General features: G+C 75.1%; 15 protein-coding genes and 1 pseudogene. 9 read left to right on the top strand and 7 right to left on the bottom strand.

Annotated features, from left to right (window positions below; translation table 11 throughout):
- The 4 genes from V6U81_RS27235 to V6U81_RS27250 form a co-directional block, all read left to right on the top strand.
- Positions 1-1243: SCO7613 C-terminal domain-containing membrane protein (locus tag V6U81_RS27235; protein ID WP_420884098.1), on the top strand; the 1243-nt coding region annotated here is incomplete at its 5' end.
- Between the two features lie 107 nt (positions 1244-1350).
- Positions 1351-2415 carry a fatty acid desaturase family protein gene (locus V6U81_RS27240; protein WP_334493634.1) on the top strand — a complete coding sequence of 355 codons (1065 nt, stop codon included), beginning with the start codon at positions 1351-1353 and terminating at the stop codon, positions 2413-2415.
- Between the two features lie 131 nt (positions 2416-2546).
- Complete coding sequence (locus tag V6U81_RS27245) at positions 2547-2840, top strand: 4a-hydroxytetrahydrobiopterin dehydratase (RefSeq protein WP_334493599.1); 294 nt, start codon at positions 2547-2549, stop codon at positions 2838-2840.
- Positions 2837-3988 carry an FHA domain-containing protein gene (locus V6U81_RS27250; RefSeq protein WP_334493602.1) on the top strand — a complete coding sequence of 384 codons (1152 nt, stop codon included), beginning with the start codon at positions 2837-2839 and terminating at the stop codon, positions 3986-3988. Before V6U81_RS27245 ends, V6U81_RS27250 begins: the two co-directional genes overlap by 4 nt.
- 76 nt (positions 3989-4064) lie before the next feature.
- Here V6U81_RS27250 and rocD read toward each other — a convergent pair whose 3' ends face one another.
- The 3 genes from rocD to V6U81_RS27265 form a co-directional block, all read right to left on the bottom strand.
- The gene (gene rocD, locus V6U81_RS27255) at positions 4065-5279 is read right to left on the bottom strand and encodes an ornithine--oxo-acid transaminase (RefSeq protein ID WP_334493605.1); all 1215 of its coding nucleotides are present in this window, start codon (positions 5277-5279) and stop codon (positions 4065-4067) included.
- On the bottom strand, positions 5276-6130 hold the full coding sequence (gene ddaH, locus V6U81_RS27260; RefSeq protein WP_334493637.1) for a dimethylargininase: 855 nt from the start codon (positions 6128-6130) through the stop codon (positions 5276-5278). Before ddaH ends, rocD begins: the two co-directional genes overlap by 4 nt.
- Before the next feature lie 300 nt (positions 6131-6430).
- A complete protein-coding gene (locus V6U81_RS27265; RefSeq protein WP_334493608.1) occupies positions 6431-7114 on the bottom strand; it encodes a thrombospondin in 684 nt (227 codons plus the stop codon).
- A gap of 160 nt (positions 7115-7274) precedes the next feature.
- Between V6U81_RS27265 and V6U81_RS27270 the strand changes: the two genes are divergently transcribed.
- The gene (locus V6U81_RS27270; protein ID WP_334493611.1) at positions 7275-8084 is read left to right on the top strand and encodes an Fpg/Nei family DNA glycosylase; all 810 of its coding nucleotides are present in this window, start codon (positions 7275-7277) and stop codon (positions 8082-8084) included.
- An 18-nt stretch (positions 8085-8102) separates the two neighbouring features.
- On the opposite strand, the gene V6U81_RS27275 is transcribed toward V6U81_RS27270, so the two are convergent.
- The 4 genes from V6U81_RS27275 to V6U81_RS27290 all read right to left on the bottom strand — a co-directional run bounded on the left by V6U81_RS27275 (position 8103) and on the right by V6U81_RS27290 (position 12679).
- On the bottom strand, positions 8103-8972 hold the full coding sequence (locus V6U81_RS27275; protein ID WP_334493614.1) for an aminoglycoside phosphotransferase family protein: 870 nt from the start codon (positions 8970-8972) through the stop codon (positions 8103-8105).
- A 105-nt stretch (positions 8973-9077) separates the two neighbouring features.
- On the bottom strand, positions 9078-10031 hold the full coding sequence (locus V6U81_RS27280) for an endonuclease domain-containing protein (protein WP_334493617.1): 954 nt from the start codon (positions 10029-10031) through the stop codon (positions 9078-9080).
- Between the two features lie 74 nt (positions 10032-10105).
- On the bottom strand, positions 10106-11485 hold the full coding sequence (locus tag V6U81_RS27285) for an FAD-dependent oxidoreductase (protein ID WP_334493620.1): 1380 nt from the start codon (positions 11483-11485) through the stop codon (positions 10106-10108).
- Positions 11486-11533: 48 nt separating this feature from the next.
- On the bottom strand, positions 11534-12679 hold the full coding sequence (locus V6U81_RS27290) for a carboxylate-amine ligase (RefSeq protein ID WP_420884099.1): 1146 nt from the start codon (positions 12677-12679) through the stop codon (positions 11534-11536).
- Between the two features lie 223 nt (positions 12680-12902).
- Between V6U81_RS27290 and lysX the strand changes: the two genes are divergently transcribed.
- The 4 genes and pseudogenes from lysX to V6U81_RS27310 form a co-directional block, all read left to right on the top strand.
- On the top strand, positions 12903-16262 hold the full coding sequence (gene lysX, locus V6U81_RS27295; protein WP_334493625.1) for a bifunctional lysylphosphatidylglycerol synthetase/lysine--tRNA ligase LysX: 3360 nt from the start codon (positions 12903-12905) through the stop codon (positions 16260-16262).
- Positions 16259-16921 carry a DUF998 domain-containing protein gene (locus V6U81_RS27300; protein ID WP_334493628.1) on the top strand — a complete coding sequence of 221 codons (663 nt, stop codon included), beginning with the start codon at positions 16259-16261 and terminating at the stop codon, positions 16919-16921. The genes lysX and V6U81_RS27300 overlap by 4 nt, the downstream gene beginning before the upstream one ends.
- Positions 16918-17766: an alpha/beta fold hydrolase gene (locus V6U81_RS27305; RefSeq protein WP_334493631.1), complete on the top strand. Its 849-nt coding sequence runs from the start codon at positions 16918-16920 to the stop codon at positions 17764-17766. The genes V6U81_RS27300 and V6U81_RS27305 overlap by 4 nt, the downstream gene beginning before the upstream one ends.
- Before the next feature lie 10 nt (positions 17767-17776).
- Positions 17777-17969, top strand: a pseudogene (locus tag V6U81_RS27310) (DUF6412 domain-containing protein); the annotation flags it as partial.

Here is a 17969-nt window from a genome sequence, read left to right on the forward strand (position 1 = left end):
CCGACTTGGCCGGGCGCTGCCGGGGTTGGCCGCCCTGCCCTTCGCGGCGGCGGCGCTGCCGGTGCTGCTGGTGGCCGCCGGCGCGCCCTGGCCGACGGTGCCGGCGGCGGTGCTGCTCACCGGCGTCGCCGCGCTGCTTCTCGCCGCGCTCGCCGGTCCGGCCGTGGCCGGTGCGACGCGGACCGCGCCGGTCCCGGCCGTCGAGACGTCCCTTCCCGCGCCGGCCGCCGGTCCACCCGCTCCGCTGGCCGGCTCGCCGCTCAAGCTGGTCACGGTGCCGGTCGGGGTGGTCTGGACCGGCACTGGACTGGTCGGGCTGCTCGCCACCCGGGCGGGCACCCTGGCCGGGCTGGCCCTGCTGGTCGTCGCGGCGGCGGTGGTGGGGGCCGCCGGGCGCCGCGCCGAGATCCGGCTGCTGGGCTGGCTGGCGACGGTGACCGCGGCGACCTGCCTCGCGGTGACCGCGCCGCTGGCCGCCGGGCTGCCGACGCGGACGGCCGGCTTCGCCGCGCTCGCGGTGGCGGTGCCGGTGCTCCTCGCCGCCCCGCTGCTGGGCCGGCGGGTCGGGCGCGGCTTCTCGCCGGCACGCGGGGCGATGGAGGCGGCCGCCCAGGCGGTGGCGCTGGTGGCCCTGCTGCTCACCGCCGCGGCGCCGCGCCACGCCGCCGCGGTCTGCGTCCTCTGGGGCGCCGCCGTCGCGCTGCGGTTGCCCCGCCGGGGCGAGTCCACCGCCGGGCGGTGGGCCCTGGCCGGCATCGCCGGAGGCAGCGAGCTGCTCGGCGCCTGGCTGCTCCTGGCGGCCGGCGGCGTGGTCCTGCTGGAGGCGTACACCGTGCCGGCGGCCGGGTTGGCGCTGCTGGCGGGGGTGGTGGCGCTGCGTACCCGGGAGGGGCTGACCAGCTGGCCGGCGCTCGGGCCGGGACTCGCCGCCGGGCTGCTGCCCAGCCTGGTGTCGGTGCTGGCGGCGCCCGATCCGCAGCCGTGGCGGCGGCTGCTGCTCGGCGTGGCTGCGCTGGTGGCGGTGCTCGCCGGCGCCACCCGGCGCTGGCAGGCGCCGGTCATGGTGGGTGGCGGCACGCTGACCCTGCTGGCCCTGCACGAGCTGGCCCGCAACTGGGACCTGCTGCCCCGGTGGGTCTACCTGGGGCTCGGTGGGCTCGCGCTGATCGCGCTCGCCGCCACGTACGAGCGGCGGCGCCGCGACCTCGCCCGGCTGCGCGCGGCGGTCGGGCGGATGGGCTGAGGTAGGGCCAGCACCCCCTCGCCTTCGGGGGCTGGCGGGATTACTCAGCGCTACTGTTGGGACCAGACTCGATGGCGGGTGTCGCCATCCGGGCGGCCAAGCCCAGGATGGGGGCAGTTGTGGCGGTTTCGACGGTGGCCGAGCGGCCGGCGCGACGCGGCAGTGACTACGCCGGATTATCCCGGTTGATCAATGAGGCGGGCCTGCTCAACCGGCGGCCCGGCCGGTACGCCGTCCGGATCGTGGTCACCGCGGCCGTGTTCCTGGCGAGCTGGGTCGCGGTGGTGGCGGTCGGTGACTCCTGGTGGCAGCCGCTGCTGGCGGTGGGCCTGGCTGTCGCCACCACCCAGGTGGCCTTCCTCGGGCACGACGCCGGGCACCGGCAGATGTTCCGCCGGCGCGGCCCCAGTGAGGTGGCCGGCCTGCTCGCCGGCAACCTGGCGGTCGGGCTCAGCTACGGCTGGTGGGTGGACAAGCACAACCGCCACCACGCCAACCCGAACCACGAGGACGAGGACCCGGACGTCGGGGCGGGCGCCCTGGTCTGGACCTACGAGCAGGCGGCGGTGACCCGCGGCGTGGCGCGATGGCTGGCCCGGCGGCAGGCCTGGTTCTTCTTCCCGATGCTGCTGCTGGAGGGGATCAGCCTGCACGTGGCCAGCGTGCGCGCGATGGTGGAGCGGAACCCGGACGGCGGCTGGCGGACGCCGATGCGGCACCGTGCCGTCGAGGCGCTGCTGCTCGTCGCGCACGGCGTTGCCTACCTGGGCCTGCTACTGGCGGTGATGTCCCCGCTGAAGGTGCTCGCCTTCGTCGTCGTCCACCAGGCGCTCTGGGGCCTCTACATGGGCTGCGCGTTCGCCCCGAACCACAAGGGCATGCCGATGCCGACCGCCGACGACGAGTTGGACTACCTGCGTAAGCAGGTACTGACCTCGCGCAACGTCGGCGGCGGCCGCTGGGTGGACGTGGCGCTGGGCGGCCTCAACCACCAGATCGAGCACCACCTCTTCCCGAACATGCCCCGGGGCAACCTGCGTCGGGCCAAGCCGATCGTGCGGGCGTACTGCGCCGAGCGGGAGGTCGGGTACGCCGAGACCGGGCTGGTCGAGTCGTACCGGCAGGCGCTCGCGCACCTGCACGAGGTGGGCCGGCCGCTGCGCGCCCGCTGACCAGCCTGACGTCGCCGGCCCTCCTCGCCGAGGGCCGGCGGCGGGGGTCGGGACGCCGGTGCCACGCTGGCCCCGACCGGACGGGTGGTGGCAGCTCGGCCGTTCGGCCGGCGCACCGGTAGGGTCGTGCCATGGCAGACCTGCTCACCGCGGAAGCGGTGCGAGAAGAGCTGGGCGGGCTGACGGACTGGTCGGGCGATCCGGGCGGGATCAGTCGGACGGTGCAGCTCGGCAGTTTCCCGGACGCCGTCGGCGTGGTGGACCGGGTGGCGGTGGTGGCCGAGGAGCTCGACCACCATCCCGACATCGACATCCGGTGGCGGACCGTGACCTTCCGGTGCGTCACCCACTCGGTGGGCGGGGTCACCCACCGTGACATCGAGCTGGCCCGGCGGATCGACGACATCGTCGGGGGTGCGCGATGAGGTTCGAGATCAGCAAGGTGCTCGACGCGATCGAGGGGCGGGTCAGCACCGATCCGTCCCTGGCCCGGGCCGTCCTCGACCTCGCCGAGGTGATCCGCTACCAGGACCTCGACGGTGGCCGGCCGGCCAGCCTGCTCCGCCTCGGCATGGTGATCGACGCCCTCTCCCGGGAACTGGAGGAGGACAGCGTCCCCGTCTACGCCGTGGTGCACCGGGCCCTGCTCTCCGACGCCGACCTCACCTCCAACGAGCGCATGGTGGTCCGGCGGTGGGCCGACGACGGCCTGGTCGAGGTGCTCGACAACCCGGGCGACCGGATGCTGGAGGTGGCCGACCTGCTCGGGCTGCCGGTGCTCAGCCGGGTCCGCTTCGACGGCCTGCGCGGCCGGTTCCCGTGGCTGGTGGAGCAGCCGGGCCGCCTGCTCGCCCCGGTGCCCGGCGCCGGCGGGCCGGTCTTCGTCGCCCACGTGGGTGGCGGGCACACCCCCGTCGAGGGGGACCGCTCCCCGGTCGGCGGAAAGTTGCTGGCCCGGCAGTGGCGCTGCCCGGAGCCGGGTTGCGCGCTCTTCGGCGGCGGCGGGGGCGGCGGCGCCTTCGCCGACCTGGCCCGGGTGGACCGCGCCCCGGCCGGTCAGCCGCCGCCCACCCTGCGCAACGGCGTACCGACCTGCCCGCGGCACGGCGCCCGGCTCGGCGACGCCGGCCCGCGCCCGCGCAGCGAGGTGCTGGCGATCCGCATCGGCGGGCTGATCCGACGCCGGTTCGTGCTCACCGAGGAGCAGCCGGTGCTGGTCGGCCGGGCGCCCGAGCAGGCCGGCGGCATCATGCTCGGCCAGTGGCTCAACGACGAGGCCCGGCGCTGGATCAGCCGCGGCCACGTCCGCTTCGAGCTGCGGGTCGGCGAGGTGATCGTGACCGACGTGAGCACCAACGGCTCCGGCATCCGGCCGAACGGCTCGATGGCCGAGTCGGACCGCATCCCGCTGGCCCCGAACCAGTCCCGGGTGCTCGGCGGCGCCGACATGGTGGAGCTCTACCCCGGCGTCCAGGTGGGCCGGGCCCACGAGCTGCCCACCGGCGCGGCGTTCACTCCGACCTCGGTGATGGCCGAGGCGCCCACGATGGCGATGCGGCTGCCCCGGGCCTGAGCGCCGCCGCGGGGCGGGAAGACGACGGCGGGCGCCGGGACCGAGGTCCCGACGCCCGCCTTCTCGCGTACGAGGGTCAGCCGGCCAGCACCGCGGCCAGCTGGGCCACCGCGTGGTCGATCTCTTCGGAGGTGATGACCAGCGGCGGAGCCAGCCGGATGGTCGAGCCGTGGGTGTCCTTGGCGAGGACGCCCCGCTCCATCAGCCGCTCGCAGGCCTGCCGGCCGCTCATCAGCGCCGGGTCGATGTCCACGCCGGCCCAGAGGCCCCGCACCCGGACGGCGACCAGACCCTTGCCGAGCAGCCCCTCCAGCCCGGCGCGCAGCCGCTCGCCCAGCTCGGCGGAGCGGCGCTGGAACTCGCCGGTGGCCAGCAGCCGGACCACCTCGGTGGCGACCGCGCAGGCGAGCGGGTTCCCGCCGAAGGTCGAGCCGTGCTGGCCCGGCTTCAGCACCCCGAGCACGTCGGCGTTCGCGGCGACCGCCGAGACCGGCACGATGCCGCCGCCGAGCGCCTTGCCCAGCAGGTACATGTCCGGTACGACGCCCTCGTGCTCACAGGCGAAGGTGTGGCCGGTCCGGCCCAGGCCGGACTGGATCTCGTCGGCGATGAAGAGCACGTTGCGCTCGGTGCAGACCTCGCGCACGCCCGGCAGGTAGCCCTCCGGCGGCACCACGACGCCCTGCTCGCCCTGGATCGGCTCCAGCAGCACGGCGACGGTGTTCTCGTCGATGGCGGCGGTCAGCGCGTCCAGGTCACCGTAGGGAACCACGGTGAACCCCGGGGTGTACGGCCCGAAGTCGGCGCGCGCGTCCTCGTCCGTGGAGAAGCTGACGATGGTGGTCGTCCGGCCGTGGAAGTTGCCCTCGGCCACCACGATGTTCGCCTGACCCGGGGTGACGCCCTTGACCTGGTAGCCCCACTTGCGGGCGACCTTGATGCCGGTCTCCACCGCCTCGGCGCCGGTGTTCATCGGCAGGACCAGGTCCTTGCCGCACAGCGCCGCCAGCTCCTTGCAGAAGTCGGCGAACTGGTCGTGGATGAACGCCCGGCTGGTGAGGGTGAGCTTGTCGAGCTGCTCGTGCGCGGCCTGGATCAGCTTCGGGTGCCGGTGGCCGAAGTTCAGCGCGGAGTAGCCGGCGAGGCAGTCCAGGTAGCGGCGGCCGTCCACGTCGGTGAGCCAGGCGCCCTCGGCGGAGGAGATCACCACCGGCAACGGGTGGTAGTTGTGCGCGGTGTACCGCTCCGCGTCCCGTACCGCGGTTGGAGTCCGCAACATGTCCTCGATCACTTGGTTGCCTTTCCCTGACGGAGTCGCAGCGTGCAGCACTTCGGTCCGCCGCCGGCCTTACGCAGCTCGGACAGGTCGATCCCGATGGTCTCGTAGCCCCGGTCGCGCAGCTTGCCGGCCAGGTCGGTGGCCTGCGCGGGCAGCACCACGGTACGGCCGTCGCTGACCGCGTTCAGGCCCAGCACCTCGGCGTCGGCCATGGTGGCGTGGATCGCGTCCGGGAAGAGCCGGCTCAGCACCGCCTGGCTGCCGGGGGAGAAGGCCTCCGGCAGGTACGCCACGGTCCGCTCGTCGAGCACGGTCAGCGCGGTGTCCAGGTGGTAGAAGCGCGGGTCCACCAGCTGCATGGTGATCACCGGGTAACCGAAGACCTCCTGCAGTTGCGCGTGCGAGGCGTGCGCGGTGCGGAAGCCGGTGCCGGCGAGCAGGTAGTCGCCGACCAGCAGGACGTCGCCCTCGCCCTCGTTGACGTGCTTCGGGTCGTACATCTCGAAGCCGGCGGCCTCGAACCAGGCGCGGAAGGCCGGGGCCTCGTCGGCGCGCTGCGGGTCGCGGAACTGGACCGCCATCGCCTTGCCGTCGATCACGGTGCCGCCGTTGGCGGCGAAGACCATGTCCGGCAGGCCGGCGACCGGATCGACCAGTTCGACCTCGTGGCCCAGGTCGAGGTAGGTCTGGCGCAGCTGCTCCCACTGCCGGATGGCCAGCTCGGCGTCGACCGGCGCGGTCGGGTCCATCCACGGGTTGATCGCGTAGTCGACGGCGAAGTACGTCGGCCGGCACATCAGGAAGCGCTGGCGGGTCGCGTCCATCGTCATGTCCTGCTCCTGGGGTCGGGCGCGCCCGGCCACCTCGGCCGACGGGCTGGCGCCGTTGGTCAACGGTATGCGGCCCGAGCCGACGACATCCACCGCCGAGGCTTGCGTACAGTGGTTGTTCGTTGCGTCTGCTGCCCGACGGGTGGCGATCCGTTGCGTCGGTGCTGGTCCTGCCCGAAATGCGGCAGGGCCGTCACCCGGGAAGGGGTGACGGCCCTGGACGCGCTTCGGGGGCGGCGAATCGCCGCCCCCGAGAGAGTGCGTGCCCGGCTGGTGAACCACCAGACTGGTCGGGCGTCGCCGGCGCACCGCCGGCGCGGGGAGAAATGCCCGTCAGAACCGATCGACAAACTGTGAGTCGAGCCACTCGCGGAGCCGGCCCACCCAGTCGCCGTCCGTGGTCGGCCAGTCGAACTGCCCGGTGAAGGCGACGATGCCGAGCACCACCGCGGCCAGGCCGACCAGCATGCCGATCAGCGCGTCGGTCTTGCCGGCGACGTGCCGGCGGCGGGTCGCCATCAGGCCCATGACGGAGAGCACCGCGCCGATCGCGCCGAGCCCGATGCCGTACCCGGCCAGGGTGCCGGTGAGCACGAAGAGCGCCCCCGCCACCGAGACGATCAGACCGAGCGTGGCCAGCAGGCTGGCCCGCGGCTTCGGCCCGGCCACCACCGGCGGGCCGGCGGGCAGGTCGTCGGCGTCGGTGTGGTCCAGCGGACGCCGCTCGCCGCGCGCCAGGTCGACGGTCCGCTCCTCCGCCGGCACCGTCCGCACGGTGTCGTCGTCGGTCACGCCGATCGGCCGGACCCGCGTACGCGGCTCGTCGTCGATCGCAGCGACCCGGCCGGACGGCCCGCGCCCCGGGTCGTCGGCCGCCATCGCGTTGCTGCGGTACGTCGTCGCGTCGGTATCGCGGTCGGTGACCATCGGCTCGGCGTCACGCCCGTCGATCCGGCCGTCGCCGTTGCTGTCCGTAGCCGGCTGGGTCCGGCGGCGTGACAGTGAAGGAATGTTCATCACTACACCTCCTCGTCAATGCGTGGAGGCCTCGGCAGGATCGGTGGCAGCCACGCGGGTAACGCCTGGTAGATACCCCGTCCGTCGATACGCCACACGCGACTTCGCAGCACCGGTGTCCGGACCCGCCGGGGTGCCGCCGCCCGGCTACCGTTGACCGGTGCCAGAGGGACACACCATCCACCGCCTGGCGGCCCGGCACGCCGAGCTCTTCGCCGGCGACAAGGTGACCGCCGCCAGCCCGCAGGGCCGCTTCGCCGAGGGTGCCGCCCGGCTCTCCGGCACCGTCCTCGACGACACCGAGGCGTACGGCAAGCACCTGCTGCACCACTACGCCGACGAGCTGACCCTGCACGTCCACCTGGGGCTCTACGGCAAGTTCACCGACGGCGACGGCGAGCCCCCCGCCCCGGTCGGCCAGGTCCGGCTGCGGCTGGCCAGCGACCGGCACTGGCTCGACCTGCGCGGCCCTACCGCCTGCGAACTGCTCACCCCGCCCGAGGTGGCGGCGCTGCGCGACCGGCTCGGCCCGGACCCGCTGCGCGCCGATGCCGACCCCGCCCGGGCGTACGCCCGGATCCGGCGCAGCCCCACCCCGCTCGCCGCGCTGCTGCTGGACCAGTCGGTGGTGGCCGGTACCGGGCTGATCTTCGTGACCGAGGCGCTGTTCCGGGCGGGCCTGTCACCGACCCTGCCCGGCCGGGACCTGAGCCCCGCCGGCTGGGACGTCCTCTGGGCCGACCTGGTCGAGCTGATGACCCGGGCCGTCGCCCGCGGCCGGATCGACACCGTGCGCGACGCCCACCTGCCCGAGGCGATGGGCCGGGCCGCCCGCGTCGACCGGCACGGCGGCGAGGTGTACGTCTACCGCCGCCCCGGCGCGCCCTGCCACGTCTGCGGCGGCCCGGTCAGCCGGGGCGGGCTGGCCGGCCGCAACCTCTACTGGTGCCCCACCTGCCAGGCCGGCTGACCGACCGCCGACGCCGGCTCACTCCCCGCCGAGCAGCCAGCGGACCACCTCGACCTGGTGGGGGAAGACCTGGCCCTCGGCCACGCTCCAGGCCAGCGTGTGCACGATCGTCCAGCCCCGTACCCGGTCCCGGTCGAGCCCCAGCTCGGCGCTGAGCCGGTCCAGCCGGTGCCGTACCGCGGTGGGCGAGTGCCCCAGCTCCCCGCCGCGCACCATCGGCACCGGCGCGAACTCCCGCTCGCCGACCAGCGGCTTCGGGTCGATGGCCAGCCACGGCTCCCGGGTCGCCCGGAGCACGTTGCCGGCGTGCAGGTCCTGGTTGACCAGCACCTGTTCCCCCTGGCTCGGCGCGAGGTCGGCGAGCAGCCCGAGCGCGGTGTCGAGCAGTCGCCGCTCGTACGGCCGGTTGGCCCGCTCCCAGTGGACCGGCATGCACTCGGCCCAGCGGGCGGCCTCGTCGGCGAGCGTGGTGAACGGCGGGCCGGCCGGCGTCAGGAGCCGGGGGAGCAGCTCCACCACCGCGTCGAGCGCCCGGTCGGGCAGGAGCTGCTGGTGCAGCATGGTGCCGGGGACGCAGCGTTCCACCAGCAGGGCCCGACGCCGCGGGTCGTGGTCGAGCAGCCGGACCGCCCCGTCACCGGCCCAGTGCGCCAGCGCGGCGGCCTCGTGCCGGCTGTCGTCGTCCGGGTACTGCACCTTCAGCACCGCCGGGGTGCCGTCGGGCAGCTCCGCCGGCATCGCCAGGGACGCGAACGCGTACGGATAGGGCGTACCGACCCGCAGCTGCCAGTGCTCGACGCAGCCGGCCAGCAGGTCCGGCAGGGCGGCCAGCCACTCCCGTCCGGCCGGCACCCGCCGCGCCCACGACAACCCCTCGGGAATCTCCATCCGGCCATCCTCGACGGAGCCGGTCCGATCCGTACAACCGTTTCCGGCGGCCCTTCGGGTGCGTTTGTTGTCGTCCGAGCGACAACAGACGCACCCGAAACGGCGTCACGGGCGCCAGCCGGCGGCGGTCAGGGCGGCGCGGAGCTGCTCCGCCACCTCGTCCCGGCGGCGGCGGACGTCGAAGGCGGTGAAGCGGAGGATGCGGTCGCCCTCCGTCCAGATCCGGTTCTGCCGGCGCAGGTCGGCCGCCCAGTGCCGGACGTCCATGTGGTGCGCCCCGTCCACCTCGACGTGCAGCCGCCACCGCCGCCAGTACGCGTCGAGGTAGCGCACCCGTCCGTCCGCGTCGCGCCGCCGCTCCTGCAACTCGGGGCGGGGCAGACCGTACCGGCGGCAGAGCCGCACGAGGTCGATCTCGGACAGCGCCTCGGCCCCGCCCGCCAGGTCGGCGATGGTCTGCCTGATCAGCGTCGAGCGTCGCGGCCGTGCCTGTCGCCGGAGCGCCGCGTCGAGTTCCGCCGGGGTGACCCGCCGCTGCTGGCAACCGGCGGCCAGCACGCTCTGCGCGTCGTCGTCGCTGTGCGTCCACTGCGCCGCGTCCACCAGGGACCTGGCGATGCCGGTGCGATCAGGGTGTCCACGTTGGCGATCTTCGGCCGCCAGGTGGTGGGTGCGGCGGACCCGGACCGCCGGGAGCCCGGGTGGGAGCCGACGCAGCAGATCGGCGGCGCGGCGACCGTGGGGCACCAGCACGTCGACCACCTCGTACCGCCAGGAGCCGCGCAGGCCGCCGGCCCGCGCCGCGGCCAGGCCGGCGAGCACGGCACCCTCGCCCGCAGCCAGCACCGCCACCCACCACTGCTGCTCCTGGCTGAACGCCGCGTGCGGGTCACCGACCCGGAGCAGCCCCCGGCAGATCCGGTGCCACCGTCCGCTGGCCAGCCGGTGCCGCACGGCCGACGCGCTCAGCTCGTCGGTCGCCTGGCCCCAGGTGAGCACCCCGAACTGCGTGAACAGCAGCCAGTCCAACCCCGACGCGTCATCTCCCGGCACCCGCACCGCGCCATTCCAACCGACTTCGGGTGCGTTTGTTGTCGTTCCAGCGACAACAGATGCACCCTAAGCCGACAGGGTCAGCGGCCGGCGGCGGCGAGGGCGTCGACGGCCTTGCGGGCGGCGATCAGCACCGGATCCCAGACCGGCGCGTACGGGGGCGCGTAGCCGAGGTCGAGGGCGGTCATCTCGTCCACGGTCATCTCGTTCCAGAGGGCCACCGCGAGCGCGTCGATCCGCTTGGCCGCCTCGGACCGGCCGACGATCTGCGCCCCGAGCAGCCGCCCCGTGGGGCGCTCGGCGATCAGCTTGATCGTCATCGGCTTGGCACCCGGGTAGTAGCCGGCCCGGTTGGTGGACTCGGTCACCACCGAGACGAACTCGAAGCCGGCGGCCGAGGCGTCCCGCTCGCGCAGCCCCGTCCGCCCCACCTCCAGGTCGCAGACCTTGGTCACCGCGGTGCCGATCACGCCGGGGAAGGTGGCGTACCCGCCGCCGATGTTGATCCCCGCGACCCGGCCCTGCTTGTTGGCGTGGGTGCCGAGCGGGACGTGCACCGGCAGGCCGCTGACCCGGTGCAGGGTCTCCACGCAGTCGCCGGCCGCCCAGACGTCCGTCATGCCGAACACCCGCATCCGCCGGTCCACCCGGACCCCGCCGGTCGGCCCGAGCGGCAGGCCGGCCGCCTTGGCGAGCGCGGTGTTCGGGCGTACCCCCAGGCCCAGGACCACGACGTCGGCCGGCAGCGGCCCGTCCGCGGTGAGCACCGCGGACACCCGGCCGTCCCGCTCGTCGACGCCGGTCACCGCGGTGCCGGTACGGATCTCGATGCCCAGCCCGCGCATCGCCCCGACGACCAGCGCGGCCATGTCCGGGTCCACCGTGGACATGGGCTGTTCGGCCTGCTCGACCAGGGTGACCGCCAGCCCGCGCTCGATCAGCGCCTCGGCCATCTCGACGCCGATGTAGCCGCCGCCCACCACCACCGCGGTACGGGGCGCCGGCTGGCCGTCCAGCCACGCCCGCAGCGCGGCCCCGTCGTCGAGGGTCTGCATCCCGAAGATGCCGTCGACGTCACCGGTCGCCCACGTCGGCTGCACCGGCACCGCGCCGGCGGCGTACACCAGGGTGTCGAACCGCTCGCGGACCTCGCCGCCGCCGTCGAGCTCCCGGGCGACCACCTCGCGGCGCTCCAGGTCGATGCCGGTGACCTCGGTGCGCAGCCGCACGTCGATGCCGAAGTCCTCCCGGAAGGTGCCGGGGGCGCGGGCGATCAGTGCGTCCCGCTCCGGGACCACCCCGCTGATCCAGTACGGGATGCCGCACGCCGAGTACGACGTGAACTGCCCCCGCTCGAAGGCGACGATTTCCAGGTCGTCGGCGCCGCGCCGGCGCCGGGCCTGGGAGGCGGCCGCCATCCCGGCCGCGTCCCCACCGATCACGATCAGCCGTCGGGTCACGCCGCCCAGTCTTCCACGCGGGAAGCCCCCCGGTGGGCCGCGCGGAGATCAGCCACGGGTCTGCCGGGCCACGTCGGCGACCACGTCCTCCAACCGGCCGGTACGGGCGAACACGGCGCGCTGCCGGGCCGCCCCGGTGCCGTGCCGGCGCAGCCCGCCCAGCAGGCCGGTCACCTCGTCCAGGTCGCCGTGCTCGGCCAGGGCCGGGCGGACCCGCTCGACCAGCCGGTCCAGCAGTTGCCAGGCCGGGCGCAGCTCGCCGTTGGACAGGTCGACGCCCTCGCCCTCCAGCCCGTCGTGGGCGGCCCGCCAGTGCGCGGCGACCAGCAGGTGGTGGTCGGTGTTCACCGCCGGACGGCCCTCGGCGATGTCGCTCATCGCGGTCGCCACCAGGGCCCGCACCAGGGCCGCCACCAGCACCGTGTCGTCCAGCGAGGGGCAGACGTCGCCGATCCGGATCTCCACCGTCGGGTACTTCGCCGACAGCCGGGCGTACCAGTAGAGCATTCCCTCGTCGAGCATCACGCCGCTGGCGATCAGCTGCCGGATCAGCCGCTGGTAGTGCTCGTACGACTCCAGCCAGGGAGTCGGCGCGACCGACGGCCAGCGTTCCCACTCCACCGAGCGCCAGCTCGCGTAGCCGGTGTCCTCGCTCGCAGCGAAGGGGGAGTTGGTGGTCGCCGCCTGCAGCACCGGCAGCCACGGCCGGACGTGGTTGAGCACCTGCACCCCGGTGTCCGGGTCGGGCACCCCGACGTGCACGTGCATGCCGTTGTTGCCGGGGCCGGGCACCAGCAGCCGGAACCGTTCGATCATCCGGTCGAAGCGGGGCTTGTCGACCACCGGCGGGACCGGGCCGTCCACCGGGCCGGTGCCGATGGCCAGCAGCCGTACGCCGGCCCGCTCCGCGGCGTCGGCCAGCGCGGCCCGCAGCACGCCCAGCGAGTGCCGGATCGAGCTGAGTTCCAGCCCGGGCGGACTGCCGATCTCGATCTGGCTGGTCTGGAACTCGCGCTCCACCTGCCCGCGCAGCTCGGCCGGCACCTGCTCCATCACCAGGTCCACGGCGGGCACCGCGGCCCCGGTGTGCGGGTCGACGAGTAGGAACTCCTCCTCGACCCCGACCGTGCGCAGGCCGGCGTCGTCCGCCGGCGCGGACGCCCCGTCGGATCGGGCCGCAACCCCGCTGGACATCGCCACCACCGTCCGTTCCGTGCCGGTCGCCGCGGATCCGCTCCGCCGTCGTGTCGACCGGCCCATTACCCAGGGTGTCCGACGGGGGAAACGCGGCGCGCCCGGACACGCCGACGGATGCTTACGATGAGCCGTCCGCCGACGGTGCCGCTCCGGCATCCGCCCGCCGGGAATCGGCGCGGACGCGTGCCCGGGCCGGCGGCACAGGAGGTAGGGAGGCCAGGTGACCCCGACGACCGCGCCGCGCTCAATGACGCCCGGGGAGACCCGTGGGGACGGTGCCGGCGGGCCGGCCGGCGCGGACTGGCGGCGGCAGGTTCCCCGGATCTTCGCCACCCTGCTCTGGGTGATCGCCGCGGTCTGCGCGCTGGCGGCGTTGAGCAGCGCGGTGCGCTCGGACATCCAGCCGGTCCGCACCACCATCGACACGCTGCTGCTGCCCGCCCCGGCCAACCTGGCGTACGCGGTGTTCATCGGCACCCTGGCCTCGGCGGTGCTGCGCCGCAAGCGGCTGGCGTACTGGGTGCTCGTCGTCTACTTCACGCTGAGCCTGGTGGTCGGTGCGCTGGCCGGCGTGCTGCTGGTGGTGGTCGGCGCGGCCCGGCTGACCGACGACGCCGGTCAGCGGATCTTCAACATGATCGAGACGGTCGGCGTCTGGGTCGGCATCGGCTTCGCCGCCGGCGCGCTCGCCCTGCTGCTGGCCGCCCGGCGGGAGTTCTACGCCCGGGTCCGCAGCGGCAGCACCCGCCGGGCGCTGGCGGTCTTCTTCGGGCTGGCGGCGGCCGCGATCGGCGTCGGGTACCTGCTGCTCACCGCCGTGCCGGGCAGCCTGCGGACCTGGCTGGACCGGCTCGGGTACGCCATCGAGAAGGTCTTCGGCGGCGCCATCACGCTGGACGTCACCCGGCAGGGGCAGGCCCCCGGCTGGGTCAACCTCGTGCTCGGGGCGATGGGCGCGGCAGCCTTCCTGGCCGGGCTCTTCACCCTGCTCCGCTCGCAGCGCGCCGCCGCGGTGCTGCACCCCGAGGAGGAGCAGCGGATCCGCGCCCTGCTCGCCCGGTACGGCGAGCGGGACTCCCTCGGCTACTTCGCCACCCGCCGGGACAAGGCGGTGATCTTCTCGGCCAGCGGCAAGGCGGCGATCACCTACCGGGTGGTCAACGGGGTGAGCCTGGCCAGCGGGGACCCCGTGGGCGACCCGGAGGCCTGGGGGCCGGCCATCGAGGCGTGGCTGGAGCAGGCCCGGGAATACGCCTGGACCCCGGCGGTGATGGGTGCGGGCGAGGCGGGCGCGCGGACGTACCACCGGCACGGGCTGAAGGTGCTGCAACTGGGCGACGAGGCGATCCTGCTGGCCCGCGAGTTCGACCTGGACGGGCGGGACATGCGCCCGGTACGCCAGGCGGTGCACCGGGTCGAGCGGGCCGGCTACACCGCCCGGGTCCGCCGGCACGCCGAGATCCCGCCGGAGGAGCTGGCCACCCTCGCCGGTCTGGCCACCACCTGGCGGGACACCGAGCACGAGCGGGGCTTCTCGATGGCCCTGGGCCGGCTCGGCGACCCGGCCGACGGCGACTGCGTGCTGGTCGAGGCGCACGACGGCACGGGCCGGGTCCGCGCCCTGCTGTCGTTGAGCCCGTGGGGCGCCGACGGGCTCTCCCTGGACCTGATGCGCCGGGACCGCACCGCCGAGAACGGGATCACGGAGTTCATGGTGGCGGCGCTGCTCGGTGTCGCGCCCCGGCTCGGCGTCGAGCGGGTGTCGCTGAACTTCGCGGTGTTCCGGTCGGTCTTCGAGCAGGGCGCCCGGATCGGCGCCGGCCCGGTGATCCGGCTCTGGCGGCACACCCTGCTCTTCTTCTCCCGCTGGTGGCAGCTGGAGTCGCTGTACCTGTCCAACGCCAAGTACCAGCCGCACTGGACGCCGCGCTACCTCTGCTTCGGAGAGCGCCGGGAGCTGGCCCGGGTGGGTCTGGCCGCGGCGGTCGCCGAGGGCTTCCTCGCGCTGCCCGGCGGGCGCCCCTCGCCGCTGCACGGCGTCCCGCCGGTCGGCGGCGGGGTGGGTTTCGTCCCGCCCGAGGCGGGGGCGGTGCACGCGGTCGGCCCGGCGGCCGAGCCGGAGCAGCTGCCCGAGCAGGTCCGGGTCCGCCGGGCCAAGCTGGACCGGCTGCGCGCCGAGGGCGTCGACCCGTACCCGGTGGGGTTCCCGCGTACCGACGGGTGCGCGGCGGTGCGCGCCCGGCACGCCGGCCTGGCGCCGGACACCGGGACGGGGGAGACCGTCGCGGTGGCCGGCCGGGTGCTGCTGGTCCGCGACTTCGGCGGGGTCTGCTTCGCGACCGTCCGGGACGGCACCGGCGACCTGCAACTGATGCTGGAACACGACCTGGACCGGTGGCGGGCCGCCGTCGACATCGGCGACCACGTCGGCGCGACCGGCGAGGTGTACGCCACCCGGCACGGCGAGGTGTCGGTGCGGGTGGCCGACTGGCGGCTGACCGCGAAGTGCCTGCGCCCGCTGCCGGACAAGCACCGCGGGCTGGCCGACCCGGAGGCGAAGGTCCGCCAGCGCTACCTGGACCTGGCCACCAGCACCGAAGCGCGGGACCTGCTGCGGGCCCGGGGCGCCGCCCTGCACAGCCTGCGGCAGTCGCTGGTGGCCCGGGACTTCCTGGAGGTGGAGACCCCGATCCTGCAACGGGTGCACGGGGGTGCCAACGCCCGCCCGTTCGTCACCCACTCCCACGCGTACGACCGGCGGTTGACCCTGCGGATCGCTCCCGAGCTGTACCTGAAGCGGCTCGCCGTGGGCGGGGTGGAGCGGGTGTACGAGCTGGGCCGGGCGTTCCGCAACGAGGGCGTCGACTACAGCCACAACCCCGAGTTCACCGTGCTGGAGGCGTACCAGGCGTACGCCGACTACCACGACATGCGCGAGCTGGCCCGGGAGCTGATCGTCGCGGCGGCGGTCGCGGTGCACGGCGCGCCGGTGGCCCGCCGGGCGGGCACCGGGGAGCCGGTGGACATCGGCGGGGAGTGGCCGGTGTGGACGGTGCACGAGGCGGTCTCCGCCGCGCTCGGCGAGGAAGTCACCGTCGACACCGAGCTGGTTGCCCTGCGCAAGCTCTGCGACGCCGCGGCCGTGCCGTACGACCCGCGCTGGGGAGCGGGCGCGGTGCTGCTGGAGCTCTACGAGCGGCTGGTCGAGGCGCGGACCGACGCGCCGACCTTCTACCTGGACTTCCCGACCGAGGTCTCGCCGCTGACCCGGCAGCACCGCACAGACCCGCGGCTGGCCGAGCGCTGGGACCTGGTGGCGTTCGGGATGGAGCTGGGCACCGCGTACTCGGAGCTGGTCGATCCGACCGAGCAGCGGCGCCGGCTGACCGAACAGTCGCTCAAGGCGGCCGGCGGCGATCCGGAGGCGATGGAGCTGGACGAGGACTTCCTCACCGCCCTGGAGTACGCGATGCCGCCGACCGGCGGGCTGGGGCTGGGCGTGGACCGGCTGGTGATGCTGCTGACCGGCCGGTCGATCCGGGAGACGCTGCCGTTCCCGATGGTCCGCGAGTCGTCGTGAGCCCGCCCCGACCGGTCCGGGCGCTGCCAGCGGCGGCGCTCGGCCTGTCGGCGCTCTGTTACGCCTCCTGGCTGTTCGGCACGGTGCTCAACCCGCGGCTCGGCCTGGTGGACAGCTATCTCAGCGAGCTGGCCGCCCGGGACCAGCCGCACCACCTGTTCTTCCAGCTCGGCGACGTGGTGACCGGGCTGCTCGCGGCGGCCGCCGGCCTGGTGCTGTCGCGTACCGCCCGGGACGTTCCCCGGCTCGCCTGGTGGGCGACGGTGGTGTTCGGGGTGTGCACCGCGCTGGACGGCGGGATCACCACGATGGACTGCGCTCCGTCGGTCGACCCGCGTTGCGCCCGGCTGGAGGATCTGGGTGCGCTCTCGTGGCGGCACCACGCGCACACGGTCACCTCGTCGGTGGCGGTGGCCGCCGGGGTGCTCTCGCTGGTCGTGCTCCTCGCCGTGCTGCGCGGCCCGGTCCGGCGGCGGTGGGGGCTCGCGGTGGCGGTGGTGCTGCTGATCGGGACGGTGGGGACGCTGGTCGGGGCGGCGTACCCGGATTTCGGGTTGGGGCTGTGGCAACGGGTCCAGCTGGTCGGCCTCTCCGGCTGGCTGCTGCTCGCCGGAGCGGTCGCCGGGTGGGGCACCCGACCGGGATCGGTGGCCCCGTGACCGGGCCTGGCGGGGACGGCGCGGCGGCGGGCGGGCGCGGCGGCGGTCCGGCGGTGCTGCTCTGCGCCGGAATGGGCGACGGGGTGGGGACCTGGGACGCCGTGGCGCCGCTGCTGGGGGCCGCCGGGTGGCGGGTGGCGCGACTGGACCGGCCGGGGCTCGGGGCGCTCCCGGACGACGGCGCGGCGCCGACGCTGGCCGGGGAGGTGGCGCGGATCGACGCCGGGGTGGCCGGGCTGGGCCGGCCGGTGCTGGTGGCGCACTCGGCGGCGGCGCTGCCCGCCGAGGCGTACGCGCGGCTGCATCCGGGACGGCTGGCCGGGCTGGTGCTGGTGGATCCGAGTGTGGTGGTGGAGCAGCCGGCGTGGGTGCGGGTGGCCCGCTGGTCGGCCGGTGCGGTGGCGGGCCGGGCGTCGGCGCTGGGCGGGTTCCTCGACCGGTCCGGGCTGGCCGTGCGGGTCGGCCCGTGGGCCTGGGAACGGGCGGTACGCCGGATGAGCGTCCGGCCGCCGGATCGGGCGCTGGGGCTGCCGTACGCCTCGGGGTCGGCGTTGGCCCGGGTGCTGGTGGAGTGGCTGGCGTACCCGTCGATGGCGGCGGAGCTGGTCGAGGTGCGGCGGCGGACGGCCGCGCCCGCCCTGCCGGTGCGGGTGCTCACCGCGCTGGGCGACGTGACCGCGCCCGCCGGCCGGACGGCGTGGCGGGGCGGGCACGACCGGTTGGCGGGGAGCTTCCCGGCGGGCCGGCACGAGGTGTTCCGGGACGCCCGGCACCTGCTGCACTCCGACCACCCGGAGGTGGTGGTCCGCGCCGTCACGGCCGTCGGGCGTGACGGCGGGTCCTAGGCTGGTGCCCGTGCCGGGTGTGCTGGTGGCGGTGACGGGTCTGTGGGCGTACGCGCTCACCGAGCTGACGCTGCTCGGCCAGCGGCCGGCCGATCTCCTCGCCGGCGCGGCGCTGCTGGCCGCGCTGCTGATCGCGGCGGTCCTCGCCGGGCGGGCCGGGTTGGCCGGGGCCGGCGCGCCGCCGGCCGGCCGGCGGGCCACCG

Origin of the sequence: Micromonospora lacuserhaii, from assembly GCF_036902735.1 — a bacterium.
Lineage (GTDB): Bacteria > Actinomycetota > Actinomycetes > Mycobacteriales > Micromonosporaceae > Micromonospora.

Excerpts from the sequence above, each read along its gene's own strand:
- V6U81_RS27265 (WP_334493608.1), bottom strand. The coding sequence starts at position 7,114 with ATGAACATTCCTTCACTGTCACGCCGCCGGACCCAGCCGGCTACGGAC.
- V6U81_RS27275 (WP_334493614.1), bottom strand. The coding sequence starts at position 8,972 with ATGGAGATTCCCGAGGGGTTGTCGTGGGCGCGGCGGGTGCCGGCCGGA.
- V6U81_RS27250 (WP_334493602.1), top strand. The coding sequence starts at position 2,837 with ATGAGGTTCGAGATCAGCAAGGTGCTCGACGCGATCGAGGGGCGGGTC.
- V6U81_RS27245 (WP_334493599.1), top strand. The coding sequence starts at position 2,547 with ATGGCAGACCTGCTCACCGCGGAAGCGGTGCGAGAAGAGCTGGGCGGG.
- V6U81_RS27240 (WP_334493634.1), top strand. The coding sequence starts at position 1,351 with ATGGGGGCAGTTGTGGCGGTTTCGACGGTGGCCGAGCGGCCGGCGCGA.
- V6U81_RS27290 (WP_420884099.1), bottom strand. The coding sequence starts at position 12,679 with ATGTCCAGCGGGGTTGCGGCCCGATCCGACGGGGCGTCCGCGCCGGCG.